We start from the raw sequence: 26,423 nt of genomic DNA on the forward strand, positions 1-26,423 counted from the left end.
GTGGAGTGGGTGCAATAGAGGATTTTCATGAGTTAAAGCAATAGCGGAGTACAGATTGTCTTATTAGTTTTATAAACGTAGCAATTACGAGTGTAAAGAGTAAAGTCAGTATAACATATAGATAATCTGATTTCAAATTAAGAAAAGAACCTCTCAGAATACACATACTAATTCCCTGGGACAAATAAATCTCAAAGGATATACCACTTAAATATCTGATTATCTTCAATCTTATCAGGTTCTCAAACTTTACCTTAAACAAAAGCGTAGCGAAAATGATCGGTATCAAAATATAAACTAACATATAAGGAATCTCCATTTTCGCATATACACATAAAGCAATAACCACTAAACTTATAGGGACTACACAATAGTATCCTATAGAACCCTTTAAGCGTTTTATTGTCTTACCTTCATATTTGCCTACTAATATGCCTGTAGGAAAACCTAAAGCACTGATATACCAGCATCTGTCGTAATTCCAATATTGACACCATAATTCAAATAATATAATCAAAGCTATCAGTACCAGAAAAGAGACCTTGCTGTTAAAATACTTATAGCTTATATAAAAAGAAACATAAAAATATAAGATGGCAAATACAAACCATGAATGGGGAAGAATAGTTCTCCCATCATATATAAGTTCCTCCAGTTCCTTAAATATATTAGGAAGACTTACAATATTTAAAATTCTATATATCGTCCATGCGATGAGAAAAGGAATTACAATCCCTTTTACAATCCTATGTTTGAAAAAGTCGGACAAATACACATTTCCTTTCATACACAAGCTTTTCATTAATCCATATCCCGATAAAAACAGGAATAGAGAAACAATAGGAGCTCCCCATGAATGAAATGTATGTAAGAATAAAATTCCTTGCAACGACAGATGATGCACCACTATAAGGACTGCCATTATTGCTTTTAAAGTAGCAGTTCTATCTTTCGAGATACTGATCACATCAGCCGGAAGAAAACTGATCAGATACAATGCTAAAATGCATATAACAAATAAAAACATCGTTATATCAAAATTTCTGTGGTGACAATTCTATTAGTTGTTCTTCTTCGTTCTTTGATGCCGTTAAACATAAGAACAGAGCAAAAACAACAAATATGTCTGTAGCTACTTTAAACCATATTATAAAATTGAGAAGAAGCAACAATATAAACATGTGTTTAAATTCCATTAAACGCTTCATACACAATCGTGCTGTTTTACAAAAGAAAGACATAAAAGCCACCAAACCTAAAACGCCAAAATAGAAAATAAAACGTAAATACCCCACATCCGTTCCCATGTAAAAAGCAGTTCTCATATCACCCGTATAATAAGGATCTGTCAGTTTGGGATTATCAAAATATCCATCTCCTATGATCCATGTTTTCACATTATCTGGAAAAACATACATATTTTGTAGCATATCATTTGAATGTACTTCCCATTTACCTTCTTCTACCAAACTAAAAAAACCCTCAAAAGCAAAACGTATGTTCTGATTTATCATTGGATTGTGCCGATAAAAATACGTAGTAACCACAATCCCCATGATGAGCACAGGAAGCATCCATTTCCATATTCTTATTTTCGACTTAGTATCATGATTCTCATTAGATTTTAAATTTTCAAATACAAGATATCCAAGTGATAATAGTACTCCGACAGTTGCTGTTCTTGAAATCATATTACCTATTACAGCAATGACAAAAAAAGATAGCATATAAAATGCCAACCATTTTTTCCCTAATTTTTTACCATAGGTAACTCCTATACCTATAATCATTATTAAGACCGCGGAGAATCTACTACCTGCCACGTCAAGAGCAGCCCCTATACCATACAGACGTTCATGTTCTGCATAATAAGTTCCTGCGGGATAGATACTATCTACAAATGCTTTTACAGTAGGATTCATATCCGTAGCTAAAGCTATCACACACTGAAACAAACAAACTACAATCAAGTAATTACATAATAGCCAAACCGAATTCCTACCATGGATAAACTTTATCAATTCTACGACAAAATAGGCACCTCCAAGCCATACCCACATCGAAACGATATAAGTTGCATATGTTGTATCAGCCGTATCATTATACCACATAGACAACACTCCACATAGTGAAACCACTAAAGCAGTTAACGATAAGATGATATAATTTTTCTCTAGAAAAATCTTTTTTTGTGCCAACTTTATCATAAAAACAAGCAAACCACAAGCAGCAATAATCATCTTAGTGTTGACACCTGTCACTACATCTATAGGGAAAAAGTAAAGACTTGTAATTATCGTTACAAATATAGTAGAAAGAATCTGTATCATTGTTATTTATACAATATGCCGTAAACAACTTTAATTACCAAAATGTTATATAACTTTATAAGTCCATATAAGTGTTTTGAAGCTGCAAATTGGAGCAATCGGGTACGTAAGGAAATGTCCTTATTCCCCATAATATTCTTATTTGCCTCAGGAAACCAGTTTTGCCATTTCTCATAATCTTGGCTTGACAAAGAAATCAGAAAAGGTAATTTTATGTTCAATTTTAGATAATCGAGTTCTTTTTTCAGTGAAATGTCATTTCTGTTGACTCTGATATAGTTTTCCACCTCCTTGACATTAGCGTCAATTTGTTGCTGATACCCGTTCGACCAAGTCTTTGTCAGTGAATCAGACTTTGTTTGAACATAATGATATAAAGGTATATGCATAATCACGGTTTTCCCGGAACATAATGCCAGCTTCATCATCACCATCATATCTTCTCCCATATTCATTCCTTCCATGAAGCGGATAGAGTTCTGTTCATACAATGACCTTCTGACCAAGAACAGCCACAAATTCCAACGTATCACCCCTCTTGCCATTTTCACAAAAAGTTCGTCGCCGTTGTTTGCGTCTGCCTGTATCATGTGCCGTTCATTCTTCTGAAAAGACAAATACCATTCACAACCTGTTATATCTGCTTGACATCTTTCTGCCTCTCTATACATCAGTTCTATGGCATTGTTTTCCATAAAATCATCAGCATCAAGATAATATATATATTCGCCTGTGGCATTATCCAGTCCAGTGTTTCTTGCAGCGGCTACACCACGATTTCGTTCATGATGAATACATTTTATTTTCAGGTCTGTAATATTCCGTCTCAGAAAATCATTCAGTTTATCCATCGAATCATCCGTACAGCAATCATCCACAAACAATATTTCCAGTTTTCTGTATGTCTGTCTGTTTATAGATTCCAGACATTTTTGTATTACTGCCGATGCATTATATACCGGAATTATTATGGATATCAGTCCTTCGATATATTCTTTCATAAAATACGATTTACCATACAGCTCCTTCTATCTTCTTTCCACGCCAGGCATAGAGCATATTGAAAAATAACCTTTTATAAAGTCGCCCCAGCCAAGCTGGCATACAATAATGCAAATCTCTCAATAGATAGGAGAAATTTATAATGTGTTTTCTATAGGCTATCAACGGAGACACATATCTCTGCAAATAAAAATCTTTATAATATTTATTATACAGACCAATTTCTTTCTTCTGAAGCAATGAATACAGTATGCCACACTTTTTTCCTTCAATTATCTTATACTCAGAAACGCCCAATATTCTTCCTTCAGCTTTAATAAAATCGATGATTTTGTCAAAAGCCTTCAGATAAACGGTTACGTCATGTTCTATAGACATACTTGTCATAATAGACGAACTTCTGACAAGATAATGATAAGTAACCTTATCTATGATGTACATTGACTGAGCCTTACATGCTAATTTAAAGCTCCAGATTACATCTTCATGCAAATAACCTTCTTCAAAAGTCAAGCAGTTATCCAACAAGAAATCTTTCCGGCAAAGTTTATTCCATGCCATCACATACCATAATCCATTGGCGTAAGAGTCTAAAATCTGTTGACCGGACCATTCTACATTATGCAACTTCAAATCAGACTTTTCGCCATTAGAATATTGATAGTCACCCACTACCACATCATATTTTTTATTCTGTAAAGGCTTTACCAAAGCTTCTATACAATCAGGGATGATATAATCATCACTATCCAAGAAATAGACATATTCCCCTGATGCTTTTTCCATGCCTGAGTTTCTGGCAGCAGACAAGCCTCTGTTTTTCTGATGAAAGATGATATGGGCATCTATAAAAGTATGACTGGTCAAATAGTCCTGAACAATAGTCATGCTATCGTCTGAGCCACAATCATCCACAAGTATAAGTTCAATATGTTTATATGTCTGTCCACAAATTGAATCGAGACATTTTGTGATATATTGGCTTACGTTATAGACCGGTACTATAATTGAAATCTTAGGATTATACATTACATTTAGTTTTTACAACAAACCGCATCCGTTATTTTTCTTACAATCCCCATATATTTTGATGAGAACTTTCTTGCAAATATTCTGTCTGAATGTATCAGCTCATCATAATCCTCATCACGCCATACATAAGGATTGCCTCTTCGCCAATCTATTAACCTCATGTGTCCTCTATAATTGGGAGAATAGTCATGGAGTTTGTGACGAAATTCAGAATTCCAACATTCTGTCTGGATAAAGACTTCATCGGGACAAAAGGTATGAGAATAGATTTTTCTAATTATATTTTCCCTTGATAACAGATACTCTGTAAAATCAGACGTAATGCTTGCCCATTGAGAGCCTTTGCGGAAATCAATATGTTTATTTCTTTTTATTCCTATACCTTCTTGAATGCGAATGAATGTGGCACGCATCAATCTTGTTATAAAGGCAAATCTTCCTACATTCTTAAAATCTTTTGGGAACAAATGCCATCGCATCATCTTTCGCCCCATCTCAGTCGACACATCATACAAACAAATGTCTATGAATTCTTGTCCTGCATTCTTATCAAAAAAATCATGGATGTAATCCTGGCTTTTCAACGGAAGGTCTACACCTGACAATAAATGATAATAAGCGTAATGATGATTTGAATACGCAGCTCGTAATAGAGCAAGTTCAGCTTCTACTACACTAAAATCCGCCCAACAAACATTGATTCTCTTCTCAAGAATATATAACTTCGACTTAGATACTGACAGCTCTGGTAATTTATTCAATTTAGCATCAAAATGAATATAAATATCATTGCGTTCATCATCCAATATGAAAATTAGATTTTTCAATAATTCCAGTTCATTATGTGCTATGATCAAATATGCGTGTTTCATTTCATTCAATCCTTATATAATCCGTCGCAAACTGGCCATTAAATTTAGCATTATATATGCGAGGTGATGGGGGCATCCCAAAATCATACGCCAAACAAAAGGAAATGATTTCAAGACGCTTGAATTATCAGATAATATTTGTTGATATCTCAATAGTTTACTCATCCTGTCTGAATCTCCTTTTAAAAAGGAATCAAATAGGGATCTACGTAATAATTTTATATAGTGCTCAATTGTATTAGGCATAGGAGCTTTGGAATTGATAAGCTCGATAATGCCATAAATAATATAATAGGGCTCAAAATTATCACCTTTATATTTGTTACGGAAGTCTGGTATTTCATAATGATAAGTAATTTCTGGAATAAAAGTTACATGATTAATGTATTGCAAATATTTACATACAAACATTTCATCTTCGAGAAATACAAACGACTCATCAAAATGAAGATGGTCTGCAACAATTATATCCTTTCGAAACAACTTATTCCAAACGTATCCTATAACATAAACATCATAGAATAATTCGAGGAAATCTGAAACAGTTCCTTCAAACGGACGATTCTTTTTACTATTTGAAATACCTGTTGATTGTACAACTATTTTCACTTCATCTTTACAAGATTCTATAAAAGTACTCAACCAACAGCTATCCACATAATCATCTGAATCACAAAAGGCAATCCATTTGCCATTTGCATGATCCAAGCCCAAATTTCTGGCAGAACTTACTCCACCGTTTTTTTTATGAAAAACATGTACTCGATGATCCTTTAATGCATAATCATCACACATTTTTCCTGAAGAATCTGTACTTCCGTCATCAACAAGCAGCAATTCAAAATCAGAGAATGTCTGTGATAAAATACTGTCCACGCAACGAGCCAATGTTTTCTCGGAATTATAAACTGGAACTATTACCGAAATACAACACATAAATCAGATTAAATTATATATACGTTGCATAGACTCTTGCACACTAAACGACCGTGAATATTTTATGGCTTTTTCTGAATATTCTTTTCTTAAAGCCGTATCATCCATGATTCGTTTAAGACCTTTATAAATGCTGACCGGGGTTTCATCAACCAAAATACCGGCGCCAGAGGCTGAAATAATTTCATTGGCACCTGTAATATTCGTTGCAACAACAGGACGCCCCAAACACAAGGCTTCGCATATTGTTAAGGGATAACCTTCAGATTCAGAAGTGTTTAGCAATAAGTCTGCTACTTTTAAATAGGGATAAACAGGTTTGATAAATCCTTTAAAAGAAACCACATTTGTGAGATTCCTATCTTGTACCTTTTTACGTAAATCGGTCTCTAACTCACCACTACCTAAAATCCACAATTCAAAATCATAATGTTCAGCCTTAAGCAGGCTTATAGCCTCAATAGCTCGGTCATACCGTTTCTGCTGATTTAATCGCCCAACCATACAAATGGTGAACTTTTTCTTCTCTACAATTTTTGAATCTGCAAGCTTTTTAATCTCATCACAATCAATCAGATTATAGACTACCTCTAATTTATGATCTTCAAATTTATATATCTCCTTAAATCGGTCTTTTGCATCCCGCGATACGAATATGATTTTATCCATCTTCTGGTAACATTCATACTCATCTTGCTCATTGCTAAAAAAATCAAGAGACCAATGTTTCTTTTTAAAGTCAATATGCACCCAGGATATATTTCTATCTGCCTTATCAGATATGTAAGAATGCATCCTTACAGCCATTCCTTCCATAAAAGAAACAATGGTGTCAAAATGGCGTCCTCTCAAACTCCATAATAAAGGTAAGCGACACAGAATCTGATATACAAGCCATTTACAATGCAGCATAATCATATACCTATAAAGTCGCTCTATCCACAGATTCTTCTTATGCAAATATATCAGTTCCACTTCATCCGGTATATCATTGATATATGGTCCTTCCTTACATTCAAGCAAGAGAGACACATTATATTTAGTGTAATCAAAATGCTTCAGAATGTCTATAAGAACTTTCTCCGCTCCTCCATTTAGCATGGCAGGCATAAGAAAAAGAATACGTCTCATTATTTTAACAACTCGATTAATAAATTCCTACAGTCTTCTTCCCGTAACAAAGGTAAGAACCGACGGGATATATTTTTTCATCAGCTCATAAAGTATTAACAACGAGCCGACTGTCACACCCACACTTAATATATATACAAGAACATAACTATAATCACTACTGGGACGTAAAATCATATACATCAATTTTGTCACCCTTTGAGTTATCAATACATGACTAATGTAGATAAAGAAACATGCAGAAGATAAAAAAGCACTATGTTTTACTCCATGCTCTAACAACCACTTGGATAAATTATATGCAAAAAACAAAAAGCCTAAGATACTAATAGTTTTTAGTCCGAAAGTCCATTCATGATATCCGTTCTTTACTACATAAAAGTATAAGATGGATGATATTGGATAAACCAATATAGACAATAATTTAAGCGTTTTTTGTTGAAATATGATGTCTCTTTTATTAATACAGAGATAGGCTCCCAATGTGAAAAACAAAAAAGCCTCTGAAAAGCCGTATGACCCGAAACGCAAAGTTGGGAAAAGCCAAATGGCAGCTAATACCAAAACAAAATAAAACTTTGCACGACGAATTAAATAATACAATACTGGTGAAAATAAAGCAACTATCATCAAATCACGAACAAACCATAGTGGAGTATTTATAGGATCACCACTTAAAAATGTTGCTGCTTCTGTAGTATTATTTGGAACAGAAATGAATAAATGTCCATTATAAGCCCAAAAACTTGACAATAGATTTTCCAGTGTCAAATTTAATGTTGTTTTATATGTTGCAAAGCCATTGCCACCATAAAAGCATTTTATAAGTCCTACAACGATTTCCATAAAATTCCAAATCAAATATGGAATCAATAATGTTTTTATTCTATTACGAAGTTTTTTAATATATCTTTGTTTTGTGAAATCATCTATTCCATAAAAGAATACATAACCAGAAATAAAAAAGAACACCGGGACACTGATTCCTCTGATAAAAGATTCAATAAATAACATTACATCTCCAAAGATACTTATATTAGCAGGATTAAATGTATGACCTCCGATAATAACTTTATTATTATTAAATACATGAACTGTCACAACAAACACAGCAAGTGGAAATCTCATAAAATCAAGACATCTCGATTGTATATTTCTTTCTGCCATTTTATTTCCTCTTTACAATTATTTTTAGTTTCTTATATTCCATATCTTTTAAATATAACAAAGCTGCTTTTGTTCCATTAGTGAAAGCCTTAAAAGATTCTTTATTTCCCATTATAGCATTTATAGAAAATTTTAATGTCTGTATTCCATAAGTATAAAATATTGCAAACACAGACCACATCTTCTTAATTATATTCTTTTCCGGCATAAATATAAAACGATGCCAAAAGATGATTTTGTTTCTGTACTCAGAATAAATAACTTTACATGTTCTATCCACACTTCCTCCAGTTGAAGAACCAGCATCAAGATGAACTATTTCTGAATCATAAGATGTAAGAATCTTAAGACCATTTAGATACATTTTGTAAAACATCACCTGATCATCAGGAAAAGCATACGGTGTCTCGTCTAACCATAATTCGTCTTCATATTTAATATTCAGAAAATCTTCTTTTCTGCATAAAAAACATGGACCTGCATTAGTTTGAGATTCATATACCGCTTTTTTCGGGTTATTTATATATGAAAAGCCAGCCGTTGGCAACACCTTAAATCCCCATCTGTTACCAAACAAACGGCATACCTCACGTCCAAAAACAGACAGTCGGATTTTCTCTTTTATCGACTTCTTATGATTATAGAAGACATACGGAGATATAACATCTCCTTTATATTGTTGAAGCTCACGGTATAAGGTCTCGACGCTTGTGGGAGGTAAATAAACATCATCATCTAGAAACAAAATGAACTCAGTATTAACCTCATTATAAGGTAATGCCCGTTGAGCAACCATTCCCTTTTTTACATAAATATAACGTTCCACTCCTACCGTTTCTGATGGCAATGGATAACCTTCTGCTATATACACAATTATAGATAAAGGGGGCAAAGTTTGTCCTATAAGTGAATTCAATGTTTTCTGATAATATTCTCCTCCCCTTCCTAGTGTTCTTATTACAGCCGAGTACATTCTTGTTTATTTAACAATAATTATAAAAAATGAATCAACATTTTTTTATTACTATAATTATAGAAACTCAAAACCGTCTTTCAAATACATGTTTGAGTTTTAACATAAGATAGGGAAGATACCAAATCTTATTTTTTAAGCAAAAAAATATAAAGTCATCGATCCTATTATTAGGAGATGGTATATTCTTCTTAAAAAAATATGACCCTTCACTCCATTTATTCAAAATATTTTTTTTCTCAGAATAGGATATAAATTCACAACCATAAAGTCCTTTAACATAAAATAGAATGTCCTTTAGATATTTTCGGTACAACTTTTCATCTAAATCATTACCTATATAATCAAGAACAGCTGTCTGCCAAAGCTCTATTTCAAGAATTCTATGTTCCGAAAATGTATGACAAATAGAATTTGTATTCAAATTATTATGAAGATAGAAAGTATCTGTTATAAAAGAAATACTATGACATTGCTTTAAATAAGACAAGCAAAAAATCAAATCTTCCCCAAATGATATATTCTCAGGATATAAATGCCGTATCAAACTTTTCTTATACAACTTATTAACAGAAGAACTTAAAAGTTCTGTAGACAACCAATAGCTAAAATCTTTTTTAAAGTCCGAAACAGAATTATAATCTTTATTTTCGCTTGCAGTCCATATACTTCCACTACTTTGTTTAAATCCAAATACAATACAATCTGCTTTTTTTTCTTCGGACATTATCATAAGGCTCTCACAAGTATTGAGTTCTAAAGAATCATCACTATCCAACATTAAAATATAATCACCCTTGGAACATTTTATACCCTTGTTGCGGGCAGACGACACACCTCCATTTTCTTTATGGATAGTCTTAATTCTTTTATCTTTTAAAGTATATTCATCACAAATTTCTCTGGACCGGTCTGTACTACCGTCATTTATCAGCAACAATTCCCAATTCTGGAAAGTCTGTTCTAGAATGCTATTAATACATCGGTCAAGAGTCTTTTCTGAATTATAAACAGGAACAATAATAGAAATTAGAGGATTCATCTTTATCAGTTATTGCAGAATAATTTTTGTATGTATAAAGCCAGATCTATATTTTTTCCAATAATCTTTCTTGCAAAAAGTTTATTGCTGTGTGATAGGAAATCTTTGTCTTCTATCGTCCAATTATAGGGATTTCCTCTTTTCCAGTCTATTTCCCTTTGGTTGCCTATATACTCATCGCATACATTGTAGCATCTTTCATAAAAGGGAGAATTATAGACCAAAGTTTGAAGAAAAATCTCATCACCACATTTTGTATATTTGAATCTTTTTAAGATGCTTTTTTCTTTACTCAGTATATATTGGCAACATCCATTGGTGAAGCTGACCCATTGTGCTCCTTTTTTAAAGGTTATCGATGAATTCCTTGTAAGAATCTTATTTAATATACGTTCTAGCCAAATTCGGCTATGTACTAGTAATTTGTTAGAGCTCTGAAAATGTCTTGAGAATAGATGGAACTTCATTACTTTATTATAGCAGTCAATTTTATTATCTTCACCTTGAGCAAAACCGACAAATTCTTTTCCATAGTTCTTTTGAAAGAATTCATGAATATAATCTTGGGACTTGATAGGCAAGTCTACACCTGAGAGCAAATGATAATATAAGTAAGGGCCATTAGCAAACGCCATCCGAAATAGTCTGAATTCAAGTTTTATTAATGATATGTCCCCCCATCGAATATCCATCCTTTTTTCTATAAGAAAAAGTTGCGCCTTTTGGGGATAATGCAAGTTCTGAATATTCAGTTTCCATTTTTTATCCAAATGAAGGTAGATATCGTTTCTTGAATCATCTAACATAGTCAAGAGTATATTCAATATTCTTAACTCGTTGTGAGCGATTATAAGAAAAGCATGTTTCATTAAAATATTTTAGACAATATATCAATACGGGCAACAATAAAATAACTATATACTATTCTATTTTTAATTACTACAGCTAAAATATTGTTTATAATGGTTATGGCAAATATTTTATTACATACCTTATATCATATATAGTATGAACTAAATTTATATTTTTTCATCAATGAACTTATCTTCCATGATGCTAGAGTACCTATAAGAAACAATAAAATAGGCGAGACAATATAATGTGTTCCAATTATTACAGACAATTGCGTATTACTAATTGCAGCAATGATAAGAATATGATGAATAATATAAATACCCATAGAATTTTTATCTAAACTTCTAATTATACCAACTTCTTTAAAATTTATGCGTTGACATAATATCCAAGAAGATGAAATGATAATAATTGAAAGAAAAGGAATAATAATATATTTGCTGATAGTATTTATAAAATGAATGTTACTTGTATAAAAACATAAGAATATAGAGAGGCTCACGCCACACAATAAAGGAAGCATTAACAGTTTATTTTTTTTAACTAATAAGGTTTGCATTGATGCTTTAGAACGTGAAAAAATTATTCCAATAAAAAAGTATGGTAAATATTGCAATATTTGTTTTATGCTTAGAAAATCAAATGGAATAAGTATACGAAGTGGAGTTATCAATAAAAGTATAAAAATAAGAATACACAATGAAGAAATTTTCATTACAATCCATTTTTTTCTCATTAAATGTACAATAATAAAAATCACCAGTAATGTTAATAAGAACCAAAGATGAGAAAGTCCATCCAACATGGATATAAAATGATATCTATTTATAAATAAAATATTTATGGCTATTCCCCAGAATAAATATGGTATAAGTAATCTTTTAACCTTTTTCTTTAGAAAATCTTTCGAGTTATTATATTTTCCTGTATTTAATAATTTATCTGCATAAAGGAAGCCTGAAATAATAAAAAACACAGGCATATCTATAGAATTCATAAATTTACATAATCCTACATAAATAGGATTTGTTATTGGAGAATCTGCCCATACCCCATAATAACATAAGCAATGATAAATAATAACAATCATCATTGCTCCTACTCTGAAATATGAAACTTGTAAGTTTCTCATTTATATTTTTTATTGATATATTTCGTATATATGGTAGAAAAAATTGTTATCACTATAAAGATGGTCTTTAACTAGCAAACGAATATTTCAATCATTATTTTAATCAAACCATCATTTACATATATCCATTTTTTCCATTAGCCAATCTCTGCTTTTTCTACGTTCAAGGTCTAAGTTAGACATAGCATTCTTGTAATCTATACACAATGGAGCTGATAAATAATCATCCGATAATAAGAAGCTTCGATCTTGTAAATCCGTTATCTGTAACAGATTTGAAATGCGATTATCATTCATACCATCAAAAACAAAAAAACATTTTTTGAAAAGAATAGAAAATATAACCGCATGAAAAGAATCACAGCAAATGATAAAAGCATTCTTACACAAATTAAGGAATTCTTTAGGTCCAACTGCCGTATATGTTTTGAGTTTTCTACCCCATTTCAACATTTCTTCTTTTGTTCTGAGGCCTTGTGAGATAACAACCTTTTTGTTATACTTCTTCCCTAATTTATAAGCCATTTCATATACACGTTCATTATAATTCGGAGAATAGATGAAAATATATTCTCCTTTAATTAAGGGCTTATTGCGAATCAATTTATTATATATTTGAGCATCAAGCAACAATGTTGGATCCAATACAGTCGTGACAGGTTTATTTATGAGACTTTCTATATATTTAGACCCAGCTGCTTCTCGAACACTAAGAGCATCATATTTTTTTAAGAAATCCGAGATTCTATCAAGATTCCCAAACTTATCAAGGCCAAAATGAGATCCCATACTAGGAGCATAAGCTATACGTTTTCCAGATTTAACAAAAGGTAAAAAATAAGCATAATTAAAATCAATAGTATATGTATTCCAAATTTGATCACTTCCAGATATGTAATAATCATAATTAAAATTTTCTTTTTCCAAATCTTTTAATGTATTATATTCCTTAGAAGATAAAATCAAATCTTCTCTTAAAAACCGTTCAAACAGTCGATGCTTCTTTAATATATCCAATGCATAAGGTGCCTGAATTATAAAACGAACACACTTACCATAAAGTGTACCACACATAAATATCGGCTTATACATCTCTTTTTGCGCAACGCTTCTAAAATTAATGATTTCACAATCATAACCCATCCCCAAAACAACTTGTTGTAAGGCGTATGCCTGAAGCATGGAACCGTAATTATGAGCTGCATGGAATGTAATGATTCCTACCTTTTTCATATAATTAATCTGCTTGATAAAAAGTTCTCTTTATTCTTGATACTATACCCGTAATTATAAAGTTACGTTCGATTGCCGTCAAGCCTATTGTATAAATCAAAATTGCTACAATTAGACAAGAAACGACGGTTGAAAGAATAAGCCGTGTCCATCCCTCAGACAGGTTATAATGGATTACCCCGGGTAGTATGACAGATAAAATTGTCACAATAGTAATTGGCAATACAACTTTCAATCCATATAATCGTAACGAAAGACCAATTTGTTTTTTACAAAATATGATTCTTAGTACATCTCCTAAAAAAAGGAACAAGGCTGAAACAATCAATGCTGTTTCTATGGGAAATCCGACTTTTAAGAATATATAGGCTATGGGAACGATGAACAGCAACGATGAGCCCACAACAATTTGATACCATTTGATATCACCTGTAGCCATTAGTGATGTAATCATCGGATTTCCAAGAGTAGTCAATAAAGATTCAATGAGAATAATTCGCGTAAATAAAGGTGCCATAGGCGGCACTTCCACCAACCATAAATTCAGAATGAAGTCAGCTTCCATCATCACCGGTAAAGCGATAATGAACAGCAAAAAATAGGATATTTTGGAACTTTCACATAATAGTCTGCATGTACCTTCTGAATCATTGGCAGCATACCTCTTTGTAATTTGTGGATTCACTGCACTTTGGAATCCTCCTGTAAGCCCTTGTACTGCACCGGAAATCTGATATGAAACACCTCTTGCAGCATTGGCAACCGGGCCACCAAACATATTCATTAAAACGTTTACTCCTTGATCTTTCAATAGATATGCAACAGTTCCAAACATATTCCAACCTGTAAATCTCAGCATGGAATTGAAGACAGAACTGTCCCATTTCAAACGCAATTTACATTCTGGAAATTGTCGGATACAATATACACGGTAGATAATTGCCATTAGGAATTGGAAGAAAAACATGATGAATCCCCAAAAGATAAGGCGGTCATAAGGATATACAATCAGCAGAAATACGAGAAAGAGTTTTCCAAACGATTCTCCAAGACCTACATAAGCATAAATATGCATGTGCTCATGTGACACAATCGACGCATGATAAGGAGTCTGCAAAATACTGAGTATGGTAGACAGTACAGAAGCCTGATATACCCAATTTGCTGCGGACATACGCCCGGCAGGTATATTCAAATAAGTATTGACGAACCATAGGCCTACCGTTTCTGCTGCTATTAACACCAGAGCTGCGAGCCCTATGTGTATCAACACCGTCATGTTGAAAATCCGATTGTAGTTTCCCCTATCTTTTTTACCTAGTTCAACTGTCAGAAAACGTTGTGTAGCTACCGACATCGAACTATTCAGGAATGTAAGCATGGTGATTACACCACCCACAACATTGTAAATACCAAAATCTGATACGCCTAAGGCTTCGAGAATTTTACGGGATGTGTATAGCGAAATAATCATCGATACGAAGGTCCTGATGTACAGAAAGATCGTATTCTTGACTATTCTTTTATTTGTTTCTACAGACATTTTTACAAATTACGATTTTTGAGTTTCCAAATAGCCTTATGGTCAGCTAAGACGATATTCATAGCCGTATCGAATGATAATATTGGATATATAATATTAAACAAGCGCGATCTACGCCCCTGAAGAGAAGGATGTCTTAATTGGGTATTCCCATTTACAGCTTCATCCACACTTCGTTCACAAATATACATATTGTTTTCTACAGCATGAATCAGATTGAGTCCTTTATCCGTCATCGGTAAAAGCAGACTTATACCATCTTTGGATTCTTTTGGAAGAAGTTCTGCATTTTTTAATCCCCAAAAATCACCAATGGTCATATCAGAAACTCTTGAAGGACATGCGAAAGGACATTGGTAACAACTTGACCGATAAGTCATTCCATCCATAAATCCTTTCATATACAAATCCTTATAAGGTTCTTCCCACACATCTGCATTGTGACTAAAATTTAGCGCTTTAAAAGAAATAATGAAACTATTTCCCTTACGAAAAGAGATGCGTTGAATCTTTTGCCCTTTTGCCACATGTTTGATATGATCATGCAGCATCTTTTGTGAAGGAACGCCATGACAGATTAAGTCTACAAGATGCAGGTGCTCCGGGATATGCTTTATATAATTTTTCAATCCGGCTACTTGACATGGAGTCCCAATAAACAAAACCGTTTTCCCATTTTTTAAGTCATTCTTTACCTCCTTGAACAAACCACAGACATTACTCTGTACATATTTGGAACCTTGAAGTTTTGACAATTCAGAATGGCTTTCCACTCGAATATGGCGAACATCTATTCCATCAGAAGTACAGCCATACACAACACCACCTTGATTTAAAATATATGACGAAAATACGTAGGCTGCTCCACCTGAAGAACTCGATAAATGTTCCTTTCTATTTTTATTCCAAGCTGCATACGCCTTCAAAGGTGGGCGTAAAGATAAATTAGCAACCTCAAACGGACATACCTTTTCACACATGCCACATTCCACACAAACAGACGAATCTACTTGTGGATAGACAAATCCTTGTGCATCTTCCACCATTCGGATACAATGCTTCGGACAAATTTCCGCACAGGCATTGCATCCGCAACATGCAGCTTTTTTTTTACCAGAAACAGACATCTGGAACAGAAATTTTTATTTCAACACTTGAATATATTCAGGAGACACCTCCACGGCTGCCGTCAGGAGATTAGGCAGTTCCACGAAAAGATGTTTTACATGCGCTCCCTGTATCTTCTGCAAATATCCTTCGTAGCCATCCAAAGGGCCGCCCACGATTCTCACCTTCTTGCCAATCATGGAAGGCTTTATTTCCTCCGGAGTATAAAAGCAAGGAGCACTCATGGTGCTTACCGCCTTTATGAAACGTTCCATCTCCTCCGTTCTCACCGTCATGGGCATGCGCATCCCACCTCTGACAAAGCGATATTGAAGAGTGGGTATCTGCTCCACGATAGGGTCGAGAGTCTTGCGTGAATCGTAAACGAACAACAAATCTTGCATGAAAGGAACCAGCTGGGGAATCCGCTTGCCACGACGAACAACAGTTTTCCACACCATAGGCGTAAAAAACCTGATATTCAACTCATCCAGCAGTTTATATGCCGGACACTTGGCATTGCTCCTCTTCAAGTCGCGCATGACGAACCATTGAGGCAATGTCATTGTGTCTGTAGACGACTGCAAATCATTGGTTTGTGGATTGCCCTGACCAGGCTGACAGAAGTCTTTCATAGTTCAATATGGGGTATACTCTCTAATCCTGCAAGCTGTAATAAATCGCTAAACAACAAGCAGTTACAACACACCTTATCAGAAAAATAATATTCCTCCCCTCACATTTTCTCCCAATCTTCTCCATTTCATGAGCAAGAATGAGATTCTCTCTTTTGCAATCATAAAGATTATCTCCTAAGATGAGATAATGGACTATCAATTAAGCATTAAATATCAAATAATTAAGCATTTCAGACCAACTATTTTGGTCAACAAATCAGGATTCTTTTGAATACAAATATAAAACTGACACATAGAACTAATGTTTATCTACAAAATATACAACTAACTAGAACTTAATTTACAGCCATTCAATTATCCAAACTCAATAAACGAATTTTTTAAAACTTCATGGGATAATCTCTGTCCCATAGTGTGGTTTTTATATCCCACAGTGTGAAATACAAATCTCACACTGTGGGATATATATTTCACAGTGTGGGACAGAGAATTTTCTTATAGATTCAAGGAAATAGATAGGAAGAAAAAGGATTTTCTGAAAAGGCAGAAACAGGTTCCCGCCATTGGTCAGACCGAATCAATGGCGGGAATCTTGTCAGAAATCAGATGTGACGGTACAGCCTCCATTAACGAACGTGAGGCGTTCGAAAAATGTATAAATTATGAATGAAATAAAGATTTAAAAATACTTGAATATAAATTTAATTTCCTATCTTTGCCGCGATGAAGACTGTCTCATCTTAGGAGATATCCCATTTATACACAAGCATTTAAAGGTCTCTCAGGATTTTCCGGTTGGCCCTGTCCACCTCTTCCGACTTGATGGAATCCAGGTAAATTTGCGTAGTGGCTTCCGAATCGTGCCCCAACCCTTCACTGATGACAGACAGAGGTATGGATTTCCCTCTGGCTATTGTGGCCCAACTGTGACGGCTATAATACAAGGATAAAGGGACAGACAAACGCATGAGAGAGGCAACCTCCTTCAGGCTGCGGTTTATCTTCATCATCTGATTCTGATACTGACGGCGTTCGCTGCCGTCTTCACGGACAATCAGGGGAAGAAGATACCGGGTGGAATTGACCTTGTACTTGTCTATGAGCGACTGCATCTGCCGGGTCCACTCTATGGTGAGCAGCTGGCCGGTCTTTTTCCGGCGATAAATGAGGTAGCCGTTTTTCAAATCAGTCTTTTTGAGATAGGCCATGTCCACAAACGACATGCCGCGCGTGCAAAAACTGAAAATAAACATGTCGCGGGCAAAATCCAAAGCCGGCTTGAGGGACAAGTCCAGCTCTTTCATCTTTTTTATCTCGTCGAACGACAGGCATCGCTTCACCGTTTTGTCCATGCCGCAATACACGTGCTTGAAGGGATGGCAATCTTGCGTAAGCCCTTTTTCTACCGCCAGCTTGTAGTTCGTACGCAATATGCGCAGATAGAAGGAACTGGTGTTCCGCACGACTCCCCGCCTCCGCAATTCCGCCTCATAAAGTTCCATCAACTCCGAATCGAACATGTCGAAGGTCAAATCGACCCCTTGCCTGAAATTCATGAAGCTGTTGAGAGTGGCCTGGTAGGTCTCGCTGGAACGTATCTTCCCCAATTGCTTTTTACGCAGAATCTGGCCCCGGATGAAATGGAACACACTGTATTCCTTATTTATATAGGGATTGTATTTCCGTATCACCAGGTCGAGGTTCCATTCTTTTCCGGAACGCTCAAACGTATCGATTATCTTTCCGAGACGCCTGAGCTCCCATTCCACATTATAACGTATGACATGCAACTGGCCACATCGGGATGGGTCGGAGGTCGCCAATGCAATCCGTCCGGCAGTATCGTCCCATTCCTCCTTGTAAATCTTATATTCACTCTTGATTCTGCGGACCTTACGTCCACGAATCAACTGAAATATCAGTGAACCGGCCTTTCGTGGATCCACTGATGCCCTAAATTTTAGCTTGATGGATGTTCTTTTCATACTTTCCTTAGTACTTTTTTTTGTTAATTACAATTTCTCAAAAAATAACCATTAGTAATAGCAATAAAATAATTGGGCAAGCCTTGACTTCTCTAAGTCTAGACTTGCCCCTGCACCTGAATGTATAATTTGTATTCCACTGATGAACAAACAAAAAAACGATTCTGTTTGTTCAACTTGCCAATTTACTCAACTTTCCGGCAATTCGACCACACCCAGCTTTTTCTTGCCGTCCATCTTGACGGAAAGCGGCTTCTCAAACCGTACCCAGCGGAGGAATTTCGTTTCTTCCACGGCGGGCATGCTGTCGAGCAATGCCTGATTGTAGATACCGTCGTTCATATAGGCATTGATGGTGAAATAGCCCACCCCGAAGGATGTCAGGTTCTGGAAGAAATGGGTGCCCTGACTGGGGTCTACCCGGTAGTTGGTCAGCCCGGCTTCCACGATGATGCGGGCCGCCGAGATGTTCGGCCATTTCACCGGTATGCCGAGCCAGGTGTCGCTGCTGCCCCACCGTCCGGGACCTACCAGGATGTAATGCTTGCCTTCGTCGAGGAAGCGGCGGTTGAGCTTCTCGATGTCGTAGGCTATCAGCTGGTTGTTGGAGGCGGAATAGCCTTCGGTCTTCACATAGATGACGTCCTGCAGGTCGTCCATCACACCGTGTCCCAACGAGTTTTCGCTCTTGAGCAGGAGCTTTTCTTCCGGCACCAGAGTCAAGTCTTCGTCGAGCCCGGCTTTCACATCGACCATCGGACGGATTTGCAGCAGATAGAACACGCCGCTCTTGGTACGCGCGTCCAGATTGACGGCAAACTCGATTTCCACCGGACGGCGCATTTCGCCCTGACCGTATTTCTGCACGAGCTGGAGGATGCGGGCCAAGGGGAAGACGTCGTGCTGGAGGATGTTGGCAAAGGTGATGAGCTTGCGCCCGCCGGGATAGATGCCGTCGCGTATCACCATGTCATACGGGTCGTAGGTGGAGGCGATGAAGTTCAGAGCGCCGTCGGCTTCGGCATCTTTCACATGGAGCTTCAGCAGGTTGAACCCGTCGTCGAGCGAGAAGTTCTGCCCCAGGTTCTTCAGGTCGAGGGCATAGAAGCGGGTCTGTGTCTCGCGCAAGGCGATTTCCATCTCGCTGGTCTGGAGCACCTGCGTGGGGTGGTACGGACAGACGCGCAAGGTGAGGCCGCCGTCGACAATGTATTTCCCGAGTCCCAGTGCCAGGCTCACCGTGCCTTCTTCGGCCAGTTCGTCGTTGATGGGATAATAGTTGATGGAGCGGGCCACACCGGATATGGCCGGATAGTAGCGGTCGCCATACTGGGTGCCGACCACTTCCTGAAGGATGACGGCCATCTTTTCCTGGTCGATGACGTTGCTGGTGGCTTGCATGTAGGCCTTGCTGTCCTTATAATAGACGGAAGCATACACGCCCTTGATGGCATCGCTCAGCATGCGGAGCATTTCGTACTTGTCGTCCAGATAGGGAATCATGTAGGTGGAATAGATGCCGGCAAACGGCTGGTAGTGGGAGTCTTCCAGCAGGCTGGACGAACGGATGGCAATGGGGGCCTTGACGGCATCGAAGAAGGCGAAAAAGTCTTCCACCAGACTGTCGGGGAGCTTGGCCCGGAGGAAAGCCTGCAGAATCACGTCGTCGGCGGCATCGCTCAAGGCTATCTGATACAGCTGGTTGGAGTCCATGAACTCATCGAACACGTCGGTACAGAGCACCACGGTTTTCGGAATCATGACCGAGGCGTTTTCAAACTCGTCGAACTCGGCATGGCGCTTCACCATGTTGTCGATAAAGGCCAGTCCGCGCCCCTTGCCTCCCAAAGAGCCGTCGCCGATGCGGGCAAAATTGGAATAGCGGTCGAAACGGTCGCGCTGGAACACGGCCACCACACCCTGGTTTTTCATCTTGCGGTATTTCACGATGGCTTCGAAAATAATCTGCCGGTGTGCGTCGATGTCCTGAAGGGATTCCCACGTAATCTGTTTCAGGAACTCGGCCACCGGGAAGATGGCACGCGAATACAGCCAGCGCGAGATGTGGTTGCGGCTGATGTGGTAGAGGAAGGATTCGGCCGGAATGGCGAAAATCACGTTCTGCAGTTCTTTCAGGTTATGGATGCGGGCCACTTCCTTCAGGGTATGGGGGTCGCGGAAGATGAAGTCGCCGAAACCGAAGTTGTCGGACACGGCTTCGCGCAGGTCGATGTTCATCTTCTTGGAGTTCTTGTCGATGAACACGGCATCCAGTTCGGGGGCATACTGGCGGTTGCTTTCTTCGGCCGACTGCAGAATCAGCGGGATGAACGGGTCGTGCCTGCGTATCTCACGCAGGAAACTCACCCCTGCCTCCGGGTCGTTCACGCCTCCACGGGGGAAACGGGCATCGGAAATGACGCCCAGCATGTTGTTCTGGTACTTGTTATACAGGTCCATGGCTTCCTCGTACGAACGGGCCAGCACGATTTTAGGACGACCGCGCATGCGCAGCGTACGCTGGTGCTCGTTCAGGGCTTCAGTGGCAAACTCCTGGCTCTGGCGGAGCACGAACTTGTAGAGATTGGGCAGCACGGACGAATAGAAGCGGATGGAGTCTTCCACGAGCAGAATCATCTGCACGCCGATTTCCTTGATGTCGTGCTCCAGGTTCATCTTGTCCTCAATCAGCTTGATGATGGACACCAGCAGGTCGGTATTTCCCAGCCAGCAGAACACGTATTCGAAGATGCTCAGGTCCTCGTGTTCCATCCGTTCCTTGATGCCATGCGAAAAAGGAGTCAGCACCACCAGCGGCAGATGGGGATACTCCCGCTTGATGTCGCGGGCGATGTCGAAGGTGTCGCTGTTGTCGGAACCCGGCATGCAGATGACCAGGTCGAACATGGTGTTGCGCAACTGCTCCCAGGCTTCCTCTCCCGTAGACACCTGGGTGAAACGGGGCGGATAGCGAAGGCTCAGGTTCATGTATTCATTAAAAATCTTCTCATCGATGCGGCCGTCGTCTTCGAGCATGAACGCGTCGTACGGATTGGCCACCAGCAGGACGTTGAAAATACGCTTTGTCATCAGGTTGGCAAACTGCGTATCCTTGAAATAAAGCTGCCGGAGTTTAATTCTCAAGTTGTTTAGCATGGTATCTTGTTTTAGGCTTGTTCTTGTTTATAAAAACAAAAATCGGAAATTCACGCGATTTTTGCAAATCTTTCTTGAGCGTTGGTGAAAAACTATCAAAATTCAAGCCGACACACGAAAAATCCGGGAAAAAGCTTTGTCAGTACAGTTAAATTCCTATCTTTGCATGTACAAAATATTTCATTTTGTCAGACCTTAAATTATTTGATTATGGATATTAATAAGATCATGTCATCTCTGGAAGCCAAGCATCCAGGTGAATCCGAGTACCTTCAGGCAGTGAGAGAAGTATTGCTTTCCATCGAAGATATTTACAACCAGCATCCCGAATTTGAAAAGGCTAAAATCATCGAACGGCTGGTAGAACCCGACCGTATTTTCACCTTCCGCGTCACATGGGTGGACGACAAGGGGGAAGTGCAGACCAACCTGGGCTACCGCGTGCAGTTCAACAACGCCATCGGCCCGTACAAGGGGGGTATCCGTTTCCATGCATCGGTCAACCTGTCCATCCTGAAATTCCTGGGATTTGAACAGACTTTCAAGAATGCGCTGACCACGCTGCCGATGGGTGGCGGAAAGGGAGGTTCCGACTTCTCTCCGCGCGGAAAGAGCAATGCGGAAATCATGCGTTTCTGCCAGGCTTTCATGCTGGAATTGTGGCGCCATCTGGGTCCGGACATGGACGTGCCGGCAGGCGACATCGGCGTGGGCGGACGCGAAGTGGGCTACATGTTCGGCATGTACAAGAAACTGACGCGCGAGTTTACCGGAACGTTCACGGGCAAGGGACTGGAATTCGGCGGTTCGCTGATCCGTCCGGAAGCTACGGGCTTCGGAGGCTTGTATTTCGTGAAACACATGCTGGATGCAAAAGGAATTGATATAAAGGGAAAGACGGTGGCCATCTCCGGTTTCGGCAACGTGGCATGGGGAGCTGCTACCAAGGCTACCCAGCTGGGGGCAAAAGTAGTGACCATCTCCGGACCGGACGGTTACATTTATGACCCGGACGGCATCCAGGGTGAAAAGATTGACTACATGCTGGAACTGCGTGCTTCGGGCAACGACATCGTGGAACCGTATGCGGAGAAATTCCCGGGAGCTACCTTCGTGCCGGAACGCCGCCCATGGGAGGTGAAAGTGGACATCGCCCTGCCGTGTGCTACCCAGAACGAACTGGACGGCGAAGATGCGCAGCATCTCATCAAGAACCAGGTGCTCTGCGTGGGCGAAATCTCCAACATGGGATGTACGCCGGAAGCCATCGACGCGTTCATCGAACACAAGATGATGTATGCGCCGGGCAAGGCTGTCAATGCGGGCGGTGTGGCTACCTCCGGACTGGAAATGAGCCAGAACGCCATGCACCTGAGCTGGACCGCACAGGAAGTGGACGAGAAGTTGCACCAGATTATGCACAACATTCACGAACAGTGCGTGAAGTATGGTACGGAAAGCGACGGTTATATCAATTACGTGAAGGGTGCCAACATTGCCGGATTCATGAAGGTGGCTCATGCAATGATAGCTCAAGGAATCGTATAAGCATTAAGAATCTTTAAATAACCCTAGCAGAAAAAGTAAAGTCTAAAATTTTACCGTATATTTGAAGGCTTTAATTTTTAGCACAAAATCTCGTTTAGTTGTATTTGTATTTTGTATTGTAGCTTGCGCTATCCAGCCTGTGAAGGTCTGATAGCGCATTTTTTTGTTTTTGCAAGAAGAGAAAGGATACAAAAAAAGGCCTTGCTCATGCAAGACCTCTTTAAGGGGTGACTAGTGGGACTCGAACCCACGACATTCAGAACCACAATCTGACGCTCTAACCAACTGAACTATAGTCACCATGTTGGTATGAAAAACGTTAAAAATGAAGGAGGGTGACTAGTGGGACTCGAACCCACGACATTCAGAACCACAATCTGACGCTCTAACCAACTGAACTATAGTCACCATGTTGGCTTCCTTTTCAAAAGCGATTGCAAAGGTAGATGATTTTTTCGAAACTGCAAACATTTCTTCGAAAAAATCACCTAAAATCTCAATATATCGCTTTTTTACCTGCCAACAGCGTATTCTTCATCAAAGAAACAATGGTCATCGGCCCTACTCCACCGGGCACCGGCGTAATGTAAGAGCACTTGGGTGCCACTTCGTCGAACTTCACGTCGCCCGTCAGCTTAAAGCCTGATTTCTTGGAGGCATCGGGCACACGGGTGGTACCTACGTCTATCACCACGGCTCCTTCTTTCACCATGTCGGCCTTTACAAAATTGGGCTGGCCCATCGCGGCAATCAGGATATCGGCTTCCCGACATTCCTTCACCAGGTCCTTGCTCCGGCTATGGCATACGGTCACGGTGGCGTCGCCCGGCACGGACTTCTGCATCATCAGCATGGCCATCGGCTTTCCTACGATATTGCTCCGGCCCAGAATGACGCATTTCTTTCCCCGCGTCTCAATCTGGTAACGGCGCAGAAGTTCCATGATGCCATTGGGAGTGGCCGAAATATAGCATGGCAACCCGATGGACAAACGGCCTACATTGATGGGGTGGAAACCGTCGACGTCTTTCCGGTAGTCGATGGTCTCTATCACTTTCTGCTCTGAAATATGGGGCGGCAACGGAAGTTGCACGATAAAACCGTCCACATCGGCATCGGCATTCAGTTCACGCACCTTCGACAAAAGTTCTTCTTCCGTCACATCCGACTCGTAACGAATCAGGGTGGACTTGAACCCACACACTTCGCATGCCTTGACTTTTGCAGCCACATACGTTTCACTGCCTCCATCATGGCCCACCAGAATGGCAGCCAGATGAGGACGCTTGCCTCCTTTTGCCACAATATCGGCCACTTCGGCAGCGATTTCCTGTTTCACTTGCTCTGAAACGGCTTTTCCGTCAATTAATGTCATAAATACTCCTTTCTATTTTATGATTTATACAAATGTAGGAAATTTAAGGCAAAGACCTGCTTATTTTTCGGTTTTTATAGCAATTATTACAGCAGTGGAATAATTCTTACGGCCAACAGGAAAGCTAGTCGATAAAAAATATTAACTTTGCCACGTTATTATAATTATGCAAAGGAGAAAATTCGACATACTGTTCATTGCCGTAAGCCTGCTGCTGGCTTTCAGTTCATTCCCCCAAACGCATGCCGCCGAAACTCGCTTCACCGTCGTGATTGACGCCGGACACGGGGGAAATGACCCCGGAGCCATAGGACGGAGAGGAAAGGAAAAAAACATCAACCTGAGCGTAGCACTCAAACTGGGAAGGCTGATCAGGCAGAACTGTCCGGACACGCGTGTGGTCTATACCCGCGAAAGAGATGTGTTCGTCCCCTTGCACAGAAGAGCTGAAATAGCCAATGACGCGAAGGCCGACCTCTTTATCTCCATCCATACCAATTCGGTGGCTTCCAGAAACAGGAGCGTCAGCGGTACGGAGACTTATACCCTCGGACTGCACCGCACGCAGGAGAACCTGGAAGTGGCCAAGAAAGAGAATGCGGTAATCCTCATCGAAGACGACTACAAGCAGCGGTATGCCGGATTCAACCCGAACTCCTCGGAAAGCTACATCATCTTCGAGTTTCTGCAAGACAAGAACATGGCACAGAGTGTCAGCTTCGCCACCTCTGTCCAGAAGTGTTTCCGGAATGCCAACCGCACGGACAAAGGGGTGCATCAGGCCGGATTCCTGGTGTTGCGCGCCACGTCCATGCCGAGTGTGCTGATTGAGCTGGGATACATCACCAATCCTACGGAAGAAGCTTACCTGATGTCGGAACAGGGCAGTTCAACCTTGGCCAAAAGTATCTACCGGGCATTTCTGAATTACAAGGGAGGAAAGGTTTCGTCCGCACAGCTGGCTGCCGAACCGGAAAGCATGCCAACACCGGCAGAAGAGGAAACAGCCGCAGCACCGCAACCGCAGGCACAGGCTGTACGCACACAGGCTCCCCCCAAGCAGGACATGGCAGCAGCCAGCGTAGCGGGAAAGCCGGTCTTCAAAATACAGATATTGACTTCCGACCGCAAACTGCCTTCCAGAAGCAAACTGTTCAAGGGACTCAGCCCTGTAGACAGCTACAGAGAGAACGGCATCATAAAATATACTTACGGGGCCGACACGAACTACAACAAGATTCTCCGCCTGAAACGCAACAAAGTGGACAGCAAATTCAAGGATGCGTTTATCATAGCGTTTAAAGACGGACAGAAAGTCAACATCAACCAGGCCATACGGGAATTCAAACGAAACAGATAATAAAAA

Annotated in this window: 21 protein-coding genes and 2 tRNA genes; 2 read left to right on the forward strand and 21 right to left on the reverse strand. The window is 39.3% G+C overall.

The features are described from left to right. Positions 1 to 25: 25 nt before the first annotated feature. The 18 genes from OIM59_RS18720 to OIM59_RS12815 form a co-directional block, all read right to left on the reverse strand. Complete coding sequence (locus tag OIM59_RS18720) at positions 26 to 1,027, reverse strand: acyltransferase family protein (protein WP_369695921.1); 1,002 nt, start codon at positions 1,025 to 1,027, stop codon at positions 26 to 28. Positions 1,028 to 1,034: 7 nt separating this feature from the next. Beyond that, the gene (locus tag OIM59_RS12735; protein WP_303897088.1) at positions 1,035 to 2,330 is read right to left on the reverse strand and encodes a hypothetical protein; all 1,296 of its coding nucleotides are present in this window, start codon (positions 2,328 to 2,330) and stop codon (positions 1,035 to 1,037) included. 2 nt (positions 2,331 to 2,332) lie between these two features. Continuing rightward, positions 2,333 to 3,331, reverse strand: coding sequence for a glycosyltransferase family 2 protein (locus tag OIM59_RS12740; protein WP_303897090.1), 999 nt, complete (start codon positions 3,329 to 3,331; stop codon positions 2,333 to 2,335). A gap of 10 nt (positions 3,332 to 3,341) precedes the next feature. After that, positions 3,342 to 4,361 carry a glycosyltransferase gene (locus tag OIM59_RS12745; protein ID WP_303897091.1) on the reverse strand — a complete coding sequence of 340 codons (1,020 nt, stop codon included), beginning with the start codon at positions 4,359 to 4,361 and terminating at the stop codon, positions 3,342 to 3,344. Between the two features lie 5 nt (positions 4,362 to 4,366). Continuing rightward, positions 4,367 to 5,236: a beta-1,6-N-acetylglucosaminyltransferase gene (locus OIM59_RS12750; RefSeq protein WP_303897093.1), complete on the reverse strand. Its 870-nt coding sequence runs from the start codon at positions 5,234 to 5,236 to the stop codon at positions 4,367 to 4,369. A 12-nt stretch (positions 5,237 to 5,248) separates the two neighbouring features. Further along, complete coding sequence (locus tag OIM59_RS12755; RefSeq protein ID WP_303897095.1) at positions 5,249 to 6,172, reverse strand: glycosyltransferase family 2 protein; 924 nt, start codon at positions 6,170 to 6,172, stop codon at positions 5,249 to 5,251. A 3-nt stretch (positions 6,173 to 6,175) separates the two neighbouring features. Then, positions 6,176 to 7,303 carry a glycosyltransferase gene (locus tag OIM59_RS12760; RefSeq protein WP_303897097.1) on the reverse strand — a complete coding sequence of 376 codons (1,128 nt, stop codon included), beginning with the start codon at positions 7,301 to 7,303 and terminating at the stop codon, positions 6,176 to 6,178. Positions 7,304 to 7,330: 27 nt separating this feature from the next. Beyond that, a complete protein-coding gene (locus tag OIM59_RS12765) occupies positions 7,331 to 8,470 on the reverse strand; it encodes an acyltransferase (protein WP_303897098.1) in 1,140 nt (379 codons plus the stop codon). A gap of 1 nt (position 8,471) precedes the next feature. Further along, entirely contained in the window at positions 8,472 to 9,443 is a 972-nt protein-coding gene (locus OIM59_RS12770; RefSeq protein WP_303897100.1) for a glycosyl transferase family 2, read from the reverse strand. 67 nt (positions 9,444 to 9,510) lie between these two features. Further along, positions 9,511 to 10,485, reverse strand: coding sequence for a glycosyltransferase family 2 protein (locus tag OIM59_RS12775; RefSeq protein WP_303897102.1), 975 nt, complete (start codon positions 10,483 to 10,485; stop codon positions 9,511 to 9,513). A 5-nt stretch (positions 10,486 to 10,490) separates the two neighbouring features. After that, complete coding sequence (locus tag OIM59_RS12780; protein WP_303897104.1) at positions 10,491 to 11,354, reverse strand: beta-1,6-N-acetylglucosaminyltransferase; 864 nt, start codon at positions 11,352 to 11,354, stop codon at positions 10,491 to 10,493. Positions 11,355 to 11,482: 128 nt separating this feature from the next. Further along, on the reverse strand, positions 11,483 to 12,472 hold the full coding sequence (locus OIM59_RS12785) for an acyltransferase (RefSeq protein WP_303897106.1): 990 nt from the start codon (positions 12,470 to 12,472) through the stop codon (positions 11,483 to 11,485). Positions 12,473 to 12,583: 111 nt separating this feature from the next. Next, complete coding sequence (locus OIM59_RS12790; protein WP_303897107.1) at positions 12,584 to 13,705, reverse strand: polysaccharide pyruvyl transferase family protein; 1,122 nt, start codon at positions 13,703 to 13,705, stop codon at positions 12,584 to 12,586. A gap of 4 nt (positions 13,706 to 13,709) precedes the next feature. Then, positions 13,710 to 15,248: a hypothetical protein gene (locus OIM59_RS12795; protein ID WP_303897109.1), complete on the reverse strand. Its 1,539-nt coding sequence runs from the start codon at positions 15,246 to 15,248 to the stop codon at positions 13,710 to 13,712. 2 nt (positions 15,249 to 15,250) lie between these two features. Continuing rightward, complete coding sequence (locus OIM59_RS12800) at positions 15,251 to 16,375, reverse strand: Coenzyme F420 hydrogenase/dehydrogenase, beta subunit C-terminal domain (protein ID WP_303897111.1); 1,125 nt, start codon at positions 16,373 to 16,375, stop codon at positions 15,251 to 15,253. Between the two features lie 15 nt (positions 16,376 to 16,390). Further along, entirely contained in the window at positions 16,391 to 16,921 is a 531-nt protein-coding gene (locus tag OIM59_RS12805) for a UpxY family transcription antiterminator (protein ID WP_303898233.1), read from the reverse strand. An 842-nt stretch (positions 16,922 to 17,763) separates the two neighbouring features. Next, positions 17,764 to 18,978, reverse strand: a complete 1,215-nt coding sequence (locus OIM59_RS12810; RefSeq protein WP_303897113.1) for a site-specific integrase — start codon at positions 18,976 to 18,978, stop codon at positions 17,764 to 17,766. Between the two features lie 189 nt (positions 18,979 to 19,167). After that, positions 19,168 to 22,134, reverse strand: a complete 2,967-nt coding sequence (locus OIM59_RS12815; protein ID WP_299169652.1) for a PEP/pyruvate-binding domain-containing protein — start codon at positions 22,132 to 22,134, stop codon at positions 19,168 to 19,170. Between the two features lie 210 nt (positions 22,135 to 22,344). On the opposite strand from OIM59_RS12815, the gene gdhA reads away from it, so the two are divergent. After that, positions 22,345 to 23,682, forward strand: a complete 1,338-nt coding sequence (gene gdhA / locus OIM59_RS12820) for an NADP-specific glutamate dehydrogenase (RefSeq protein ID WP_303897117.1) — start codon at positions 22,345 to 22,347, stop codon at positions 23,680 to 23,682. A gap of 226 nt (positions 23,683 to 23,908) precedes the next feature. On the opposite strand, the gene OIM59_RS12825 is transcribed toward gdhA, so the two are convergent. The 3 genes from OIM59_RS12825 to folD all read right to left on the reverse strand — a co-directional run bounded on the left by OIM59_RS12825 (position 23,909) and on the right by folD (position 25,057). Further along, positions 23,909 to 23,982, reverse strand: a tRNA-His gene (locus OIM59_RS12825). A gap of 34 nt (positions 23,983 to 24,016) precedes the next feature. After that, a tRNA-His gene (locus OIM59_RS12830) sits at positions 24,017 to 24,090 on the reverse strand. A gap of 88 nt (positions 24,091 to 24,178) precedes the next feature. Next, positions 24,179 to 25,057, reverse strand: a complete 879-nt coding sequence (gene folD / locus OIM59_RS12835; RefSeq protein ID WP_299169648.1) for a bifunctional methylenetetrahydrofolate dehydrogenase/methenyltetrahydrofolate cyclohydrolase FolD — start codon at positions 25,055 to 25,057, stop codon at positions 24,179 to 24,181. 166 nt (positions 25,058 to 25,223) lie between these two features. On the opposite strand from folD, the gene OIM59_RS12840 reads away from it, so the two are divergent. Beyond that, the gene (locus OIM59_RS12840; protein WP_303897118.1) at positions 25,224 to 26,417 is read left to right on the forward strand and encodes an N-acetylmuramoyl-L-alanine amidase; all 1,194 of its coding nucleotides are present in this window, start codon (positions 25,224 to 25,226) and stop codon (positions 26,415 to 26,417) included. The last annotated feature ends 6 nt before the right edge of the window (positions 26,418 to 26,423 follow it).

The organism is Bacteroides mediterraneensis (assembly GCF_025993685.1).
In the GTDB taxonomy this organism is placed as follows: Bacteria; Bacteroidota; Bacteroidia; order Bacteroidales; family Bacteroidaceae; genus Phocaeicola; species Phocaeicola mediterraneensis_A.